At 70.0% G+C, this 7,128-nt stretch carries 4 protein-coding genes; 2 read left to right on the top strand and 2 right to left on the bottom strand.

What is annotated here, in order from left to right:
* Window positions 1-39: 39 nt before the first annotated feature.
* On the bottom strand, window positions 40-1,485 hold the full coding sequence (locus tag ACIBEC_RS39700) for a cytochrome P450 (protein WP_360501607.1): 1,446 nt from the start codon (window positions 1,483-1,485) through the stop codon (window positions 40-42).
* Window positions 1,486-2,095: 610 nt separating this feature from the next.
* Here ACIBEC_RS39700 and ACIBEC_RS39705 point away from each other — a divergent pair.
* Window positions 2,096-2,578: a hypothetical protein gene (locus ACIBEC_RS39705; protein WP_396290120.1), complete on the top strand. Its 483-nt coding sequence runs from the start codon at window positions 2,096-2,098 to the stop codon at window positions 2,576-2,578.
* Window positions 2,579-2,768: 190 nt separating this feature from the next.
* Here the strand turns inward: ACIBEC_RS39705 and ACIBEC_RS39710 are convergent, their stop codons facing one another.
* Window positions 2,769-5,495, bottom strand: a complete 2,727-nt coding sequence (locus ACIBEC_RS39710) for a beta-L-arabinofuranosidase domain-containing protein (RefSeq protein WP_360501613.1) — start codon at window positions 5,493-5,495, stop codon at window positions 2,769-2,771.
* Window positions 5,496-6,094: 599 nt separating this feature from the next.
* On the opposite strand from ACIBEC_RS39710, the gene ACIBEC_RS39715 reads away from it, so the two are divergent.
* On the top strand, window positions 6,095-7,128 hold a 1,034-nt coding region (locus ACIBEC_RS39715), incomplete at its 3' end, for a non-reducing end alpha-L-arabinofuranosidase family hydrolase (protein WP_396290123.1).

Below are 7,128 nucleotides of genomic sequence, written 5' to 3' on the forward strand. Positions count from 1 at the left end.
GTGTCGGTCTCCTTCGGGCCGGTTCGTTCCGGTGCGGTTTCACGGGCGCCTGTGCAGCCGTAGGCGCAGCGGGGCCGGGTGGATCACCGTCCACGGGCGGGGCTCGACCAGGTGCGCGGGCAGTGGTCCCGGCAGCGGTTCCAGCCGCCACCGGGAGGTGATGACCGCGACGGCCAGGGTGAGTTCGGTCAGGGAGTAGACGTCACCGATGCACTTGCGGGAGCCGGTGCCGAACGGAACGTAGGCCTGGCGCGGGAGTTCGGCCTGGCGGGCGGGCGACCAGCGGTCGACGTCGAAGCCTTCGGGGTCGGGGTAGAGGTCGGGGCGGTGGTGGAGGAGGTAGGGGGAGAGCAGGACGGCGGTGCCCGGGCGGAGGCGTTCGCCGGCCAGCTCGACGGGCTCGGTGACGGTGCGGCTGTAGAACCAGGCGGACGGGTAGAAGCGGAGCGTCTCCGCCACCACGCGGCGGGCGAGGTCCAGGCGCGTGACGTCCGCCAGGGTGACGCCGGGGGGCGTGACACCGGGGGGTGTGACGGCGGGGGGCGTGCCGTCAGGGTCGATGTCGGTGTCGTTCGGGAGGGTCTGGGCGGGGAGGACGGCGCGTGCCTCCTGGGCGACGGCGTCGGCCAGTTCCTCGTCCCGGGAGAGGAAGTGCAGGGCCCAGCCGAGCGCCGAGGCCGAGGTGCCGATGCCGCCGGTGAGCATGGTGACGACCTGGTCGCGCATCTCGCGGTCGGTCAGGCCCTCCTCGACCATCAGCGTGAGCAGGTCGTGATCGCTGTCATCGCCGCTTCCGCGACCGCTACCGCGCCGGCGGTCCTCGATCGCGCCGTCGACCACCTCGTCCACGGTGCGGCAGGCGTGGCGGAAACGGCGGTTGGCCCGCGTCGGTAGCCGGTCGAGCAGCCGGGACGGGGAGCGCATCTGCCGGCCGATGCCCTGGTGGAAGTCCGGGTAGACGGCGGCGATCCGGGCCACCGCGGCGGAGGGGCCGTCCGCGGAGAACATCGTCCGGGTGATGATCCTGGCGATCAACTGGTAGGCGTGCTCCTCGACTTCGATCACCCGGCCGTCCGGCCAGCCGCCCGCGGTGGCGTGGATCTCCTCCAGCATCACCGGCAGGTAGCGGGTGAAGGCGTCCGGCCGGAAGGCGGGCTGGAGTTGCCGGCGCTGCCGGCGATGCACGTCGTGGGGTGTGGAGCCCAGCCCGTCGCCCAGGAACCACCGCAGTTTGTCGAAGAGCGGGCCGCCCTTGTCGAAGTGCCGGGTGTCGGTGAGGACGTGGTGGAACAGGTCGGGGGTGCAGACCATCATCGCGCGCTGCGGTCCGAGCCGAAGCTCCACCAGATCGCCCTGGTCGGCGAGCGAGCGCAGGAACGGCAGCGGATTGCGGAAGAGGGCCGGGACGTGTCCGAGCAGCGGGAGGGCGCCGGCCGCCCGCGCGGCGCGGTGGGCGGTGGTGGTGGTTGCGGTGGGTGCCGTCATGTCTCCCCGTTCGACGCAGGGCGGAAGTCCGGAGGCCGGCGGGGGCGCCCGGCTTCCTGGGGCAGTCAATCTGGCACTCGGCGTCGGGAGTTGAGAAGGCCGGAACCGATCCGAAAATATGTCTTGGGACGGATTTCGGCCGGTGTGACGCATGCCGTCAGGAACATTCGCTCCCGGGGCCCTCAGCGGCGTCGCCCTGCACCTCGCGGGCCGCGTCCCCGGCGGCGCGGGCCGGAAGCCGCTGCTCCAGTGGTGATCGTGCGGTGCGCCCCGTGATGCGTTTCGACGCACTGAAGGCCGCTCCCCGTCACGCGAAATTCACAGACCGACGTCTACTCGCATAGACAACGATGGGCCATCCTGGTGCGATGCCGGCGCTCGAAGCCCGCCCCTCGTTCCCCGGGGAACCGCGGGCGGGGGTGCCGGACGGATAGGTCGGCCCTCGCGCCGGCCCTCGCGCCGGCGCACTGCCGCGTCACAGCACTGCGTACGATCCCGCCGTCCGAGCCGGTTCCGTGGGCCCGGCGCCGGGCTTACCGTCCTCCCGCCGAGGCGCGGCAGGAGGGCAGGAGGGCAGGAGTCGTCGCAGGCACACCATCCTCACCGGGAGATGCAGATGAAGCCACGCACCGCAGCCACCGTCGTCGCCCTGACCGTGGCCGGCCTCGCCGTCTCGGCGCCCACGGCCGGCGCCAGCGGTACCAAGCTGTCGCAGTCGACGGCCGCCAGTCAGTTCAGCAACGCCGGCATCACGTGGAGCTCCAGTGGGGGCTGCACCACCAGGTCCAACCCCACCTGCACCTCGTTCGAGCAGATCAACTCGGGCACGGTGAGCGCCATCATCACCCTCAAACGGGCCAGCGGCTGCGCCATCAACATCACGGGCGGGACCGAGGTGGGCCACGCCTCCGGCACCTACAGCCACTACAACGGCTACAAGGTCGACATCTCCCGCAGTTCCTGCATCGACGGTTACATCCAGAACAGCTTCACCTACATCGGCTACCGGGGCGACGGCTACCCGCAGTGGAAGGCCGCATCGGGCAACCTGTACTGCAACGAGGGCAACCACTGGGACATCCTCGTGTACTGACACCGACCTCGGGTGGGGCCAGTGCTCGCAGTGGACCAGCCGTGAGCAGACATCCGATCAGCTCGCCCGCGGGATGGGGCTTCGGCGGGCCCCAGGGCCGGGGCCCGCCGAAGATCGGCGGGGTGGAGAGGGAAGGTTTCCTCCATGTCGCCGCGATCGGCCTGTGGTGATCAGCGGGCTCGGCGCCGGGTCAGATGAATCGCCACAGGTGGTCGCTGGTGCCGTTGTCGTCCCAGAGGACGGTCTGGGCGCCCTGGGCGGTGGAGCCACCGGAGACGCCGAGGACGCGGCCGCTGTTGGCGCACTGGATCCTGAAGGTGTCGCCGCCGCCGTGGCGCAGGCGCCACCGGTGGTCGGCGGTGCCGCCGTCCGCCCACTGGACGATCCGGGCGCCGTTGGCGGTGCCGCCGTTCTCCACGGCGAGGACCTTGCCGCTGTTGGAGTTGCGCAGGCGCAGGTAGCCGCCGGTGTCGACGACGGCCGTCCAGAGGTGGTCGGCGGTGCCGTTGTCGTCCCACTGGATGGCGAGGCCGCCGTCGGCGGTGGACATGCCCTGCACACCGAGGACCCGCCCGCTGGCGACGTTCTGGATGCGCCTGGCACCGTCGGGGACGAACTGCCACTGGCCGGCTGCGGCGCCGCTGTCGGGCAGTTGTACGGCTGCGGCGCCGTTGGCGGTGGAGCCGCCTTCGATGCCGAGCAGCTTGCCGCTGTTGACGTTCTGGAACTTGTGGTAGCCGTTGCCGGCGTCGACGACGGTCCACCGGTGGTCGGCGGTGCCGGTGTCGGCCCACTGGAGGACCGGGGCGTTGTCGGCGGTGGACATGTCCTGCACGCCGAGGACCTTGCCGCTGTTGACGTTGCGCAGCCGCAGTGCGGTGCCGTCGACGGTGAGGACCCAGTTGTGGTCGGCGGTGCCCGTGTCGGGCCACTGCAGGGCGAGGCCCCCATCCGCGGTGGACATGTTCCGGATGCCGAGGACGAGTCCGCTCGCCGCGTTGACGAGACGGAAGCCGGCGGAGCTGTCGGTCCGCCAGTAGGCGGTGTAGTTGAAGCCCTGGGCGTCGTGGAACGGGGCGAGACCGACCGTCGCTCCGTCGGCGGTGGCCGTGAAGGTGAGGGCGGTGCTGCTGGTCCGGGTGATCGAGGAGGGGTCCAGGGCCGGGAGGGAGGACAGGGCGGTGCTGCCGTAGTTGCCGGCCAGGACGACGGGGCCGTAGGTGATCGCGGCGACACCGGGATTGTCGTTGGCGGCCTGGAGGGCCACCCGCATGGGGAGCTTCACGGTGACGGTGTCGCCGGAGGCCCAGGACCGGGTGAGGGTGGCGTAGGTGCCCGGGGTGGCCGTGACGGCCTGGGCGACGCCGTTGACGCTGATGGTGGCGCCGGAGGTCCATCCGGGGATGCGGACGCGCATCGACCAGGTCCCGCCGACGCTGCCGGTGACCTTGAGCGTCGTGGTGTCGTCGGCCGGGTACGAGGTGGTCTGGGTGACCGTGATGCCTCGCTGGGTCCAGTCCAGGACGGAGGGGAGGAACAGGTTCACCGTGAGGGTGGTGCCGTCGTGGAAGTAGACGGAGTCCATCAGCTTGGTGTTGGACTCCATGCCCGTTCCCTGGCAGCACCAGAACGTGCCGTAGTCGGTGCTCCAGGTGCCGCCGCCCCAAGCCGGCCCCTTGCCGCGCCGGGCGCCCGGGTTGAGGGACGTGAAGTAGGTGATGTGTCCGTGCGGGTCGGCCGGGTTCTGGGCACCGATGACGTGGTTGAGCAGCGCCTTCTCGTAGAAGTCGAAGTACGACGCCCGGTCGGGGGTCAGCTGCCACAGTTCCCGGGTCAGCTTGAGCATGTTGTAGGAGTTGCAGAGTTCGCAGGTGTCGGGGACGAGGTAGCCGGAGATGGCATTCGCGGCCCGGAAGTGCTCCGCCTGGCTGTTGCCGCCGATGGCGTAGGTGTGCGAACCGGTGGTGAACGTCCAGGCGTTGGCGGCGATGTCGCGGTAGCGGGTCGTGCCGGTGGCCTTGTACTCGCGGACGGCTCCGATCCACTTGGGCACCTGCGTGTTGGCGTGCAGGCCGTCGAGCTGGTCCCGGTTCGCGGCGAGCGGGTCGAAGACCGCGGCATGGTCGAACCGCTGGGCGCAGGTCAGCCAGCGTGCGTCGCCGGTCTGTTGGTAGATGTCGGCCAGCACCTCGTTCATGCCGCCGAACTCGGTGCCCATCAACGACTGCATCGTGCTGTAGCCGAGCGGAGCGGTGCGTCGGTCGACCCAGTCGGCGAGCGCGAGGAGCACGTCGCGGGCCTGTGTGTTGCCGATCAGGCGCCACACGTCGAGCAGACCGGCCATGGTCTTGTGGATGCAGTAGTAGGGGACGTTGCCGTTGCTCAGCTTGCCTGCTTCGAGGCCGGCGAAGTCGGCCTCGGGGAAGCCCGAGAGATAGCCGGCGGAGAAGCCCGCGGCGGAGTTGTTGGCCTGGCACTTGGCGAGTTCGGCCACCATCTGGTCGGCCTTGTCACGGCAGGTGGTGTCCCCGAGTGCGGCGTAGGCCTGGGCCCACGCCGAGAGGAAGTGGCCCTGCACGTGGGTGCGGAAGGGGAACGCCGGGTCGTCCCAGCCTCCGGTCGGGGCTGCGGCGTTGGTGGAGAGCCGGTGGTTGGCCCGGAAGTTGTACAGCAGGCGGTCGACGTCGACGAAGCGGAGGTAGGCCAGGGTGCGGTTCTGGTTGTCGAGCCATCGGCTGCTGGTGAGCGTGACCTGACCCAGGTCGAACGGCACCGTCGACACTCCGACGTCCGACCTGACCGGGGGTGTCTGCGCCGCGGCGGAGACGGGGCTGAGGACGGGGTCGGCAGCTACGGCCACGGCCACAGCGCTCGTCGCCTTGATCACGGTGCGGCGGCTGAAGGGATGAGCCGGCATGGCGAACTCCTTGGTCCGTGGAAGACGTCGGGGACTGGGCCGGTGGCAGTGCGGGAGTGCTGACGGCGACGCGGGTCGCCTTCGAGCGGGTCGCGTCACGTTCGCTGCCTTCCCCGGCCGTCATGGCCTGTTGGGGGACGCAGCCGTATCCCTGTGGGTGGGCATGCGTCACCAGCCCTGGGTTTCGGGGCGGCATCCGCCTGATGACATGAGTGTTAACGCTCACAATTTGCGTGTCAATACTTTTGTCGGTGAGCGGTCGAGACGTTCCCGCCGACCCGTCATACCGGAGGGCGACCGACCGATCGCCACCGGGATGCGGACCGCACTCGCATCCGCGAAACGCTCGCGTCACTCGTCGCCGGTCTCGGCCCTCAGCTCCGACCATCGATCCGGACGGACGGGGAGTCGACCGAGACGTGCCGGTCGATGTCGGGCGCTCGCACATCCCTGGACACGATCGGCGCGCCGGGTCTATAAACGTGGAACTCACCCTCACTCCACCGCTGTTCTGCTGCCAGCATTTTGTTAGCGCTAACACTTCGCAGCCGTCGCCCTCCCCCACCCGAGCCGCTTGCTCAAGGATGACGAGGTCCCCCATGCACAGTCCTAGTTTCAGCCGCAGACGTCCGCCTGCGGCGCTCGCCGCCGCGGTTGCGGTCCTGGCCGCACTGGCCGCATTGGCCGCGATGCTCGTCGCCGGCCCGGCTCAGGCGGCCACCGCCGGCGCCGTGCGCGGTACGGGTTCCGGTCGGTGTCTCGACGTGCCGGGCGCTGGCCAGACCGACGGCACGTTCCTGCAGATCTGGGACTGCACGGGCGGGACCAACCAGCAGTGGACGTCGACGGACAGCAACCAGCTGACCGTGTACGGCAACAAGTGCCTGGATGTCCCGGGCCACGCCACCACGGCCGGGACCCGGGTGGAGATCTGGTCCTGTAGCGGCGCCGCGAACCAGCAGTGGCGGGTGAACTCCGACGGCACGATCGTCGGCGTGGAGTCCGGGCTGTGCCTGGACGTCTCGGGCGCCGGCACGGCCGACGGCACGGCGGTGCAGCTCTGGAACTGCACCGGCGCCGGCAACCAGAAGTGGACCGGCCTGTCCGGGACGGGCAGCACATGCTCTCTTCCGTCGACATACCGGTGGACCTCGACTGGTCCGTTGGCACAGCCGACGAACGGGGCGGTCGCGTTGAAGGACTTCACCACCACGACGTACAACGGCAAGCACCTGGTCTACGCGACGACCTCTGACGGATCGTCGTGGGGCTCGATGGGGTTCAGCCCCTTCACGAACTGGTCGGACATGGCGTCGGCCGGCCAGACCGGGATGAGCCAGTCCGCGGTGGCGCCCCAGGTGTTCTACTTCGCTCCCAAGAACGTCTGGGTGCTCGCCTCACTGGGGTGGGGTACCGCCTGGCCCTTCACCTACCGCACGTCCAGCGACCCCACCAACCCCAACGGCTGGTCCGCGCCGCAGGCGCTGTTCACCGGCAGCTTCCCCACCGGCGTCACCGGCAGCCCGATCGACCCGACGCTGATCGCCGACGACCAGAACATGTACCTGTTCTTCGCCGGTGACAACGGCAGCATCTACCGGGCGAGCATGCCGATCGGGAACTTCCCGGGCAA

Origin of the sequence: Kitasatospora sp. NPDC051164, from assembly GCF_044455625.1 — a bacterium.
Lineage (GTDB): Bacteria > Actinomycetota > Actinomycetes > Streptomycetales > Streptomycetaceae > Kitasatospora.

Coding starts and splice junctions, on each gene's coding strand:
- ACIBEC_RS39710 (WP_360501613.1), bottom strand. CDS start 5,495: ATGCCGGCTCATCCCTTCAGCCGCCGCACCGTGATCAAGGCGACGAGC.
- ACIBEC_RS39700 (WP_360501607.1), bottom strand. CDS start 1,485: ATGACGGCACCCACCGCAACCACCACCACCGCCCACCGCGCCGCGCGG.
- ACIBEC_RS39705 (WP_396290120.1), top strand. CDS start 2,096: ATGCAGATGAAGCCACGCACCGCAGCCACCGTCGTCGCCCTGACCGTG.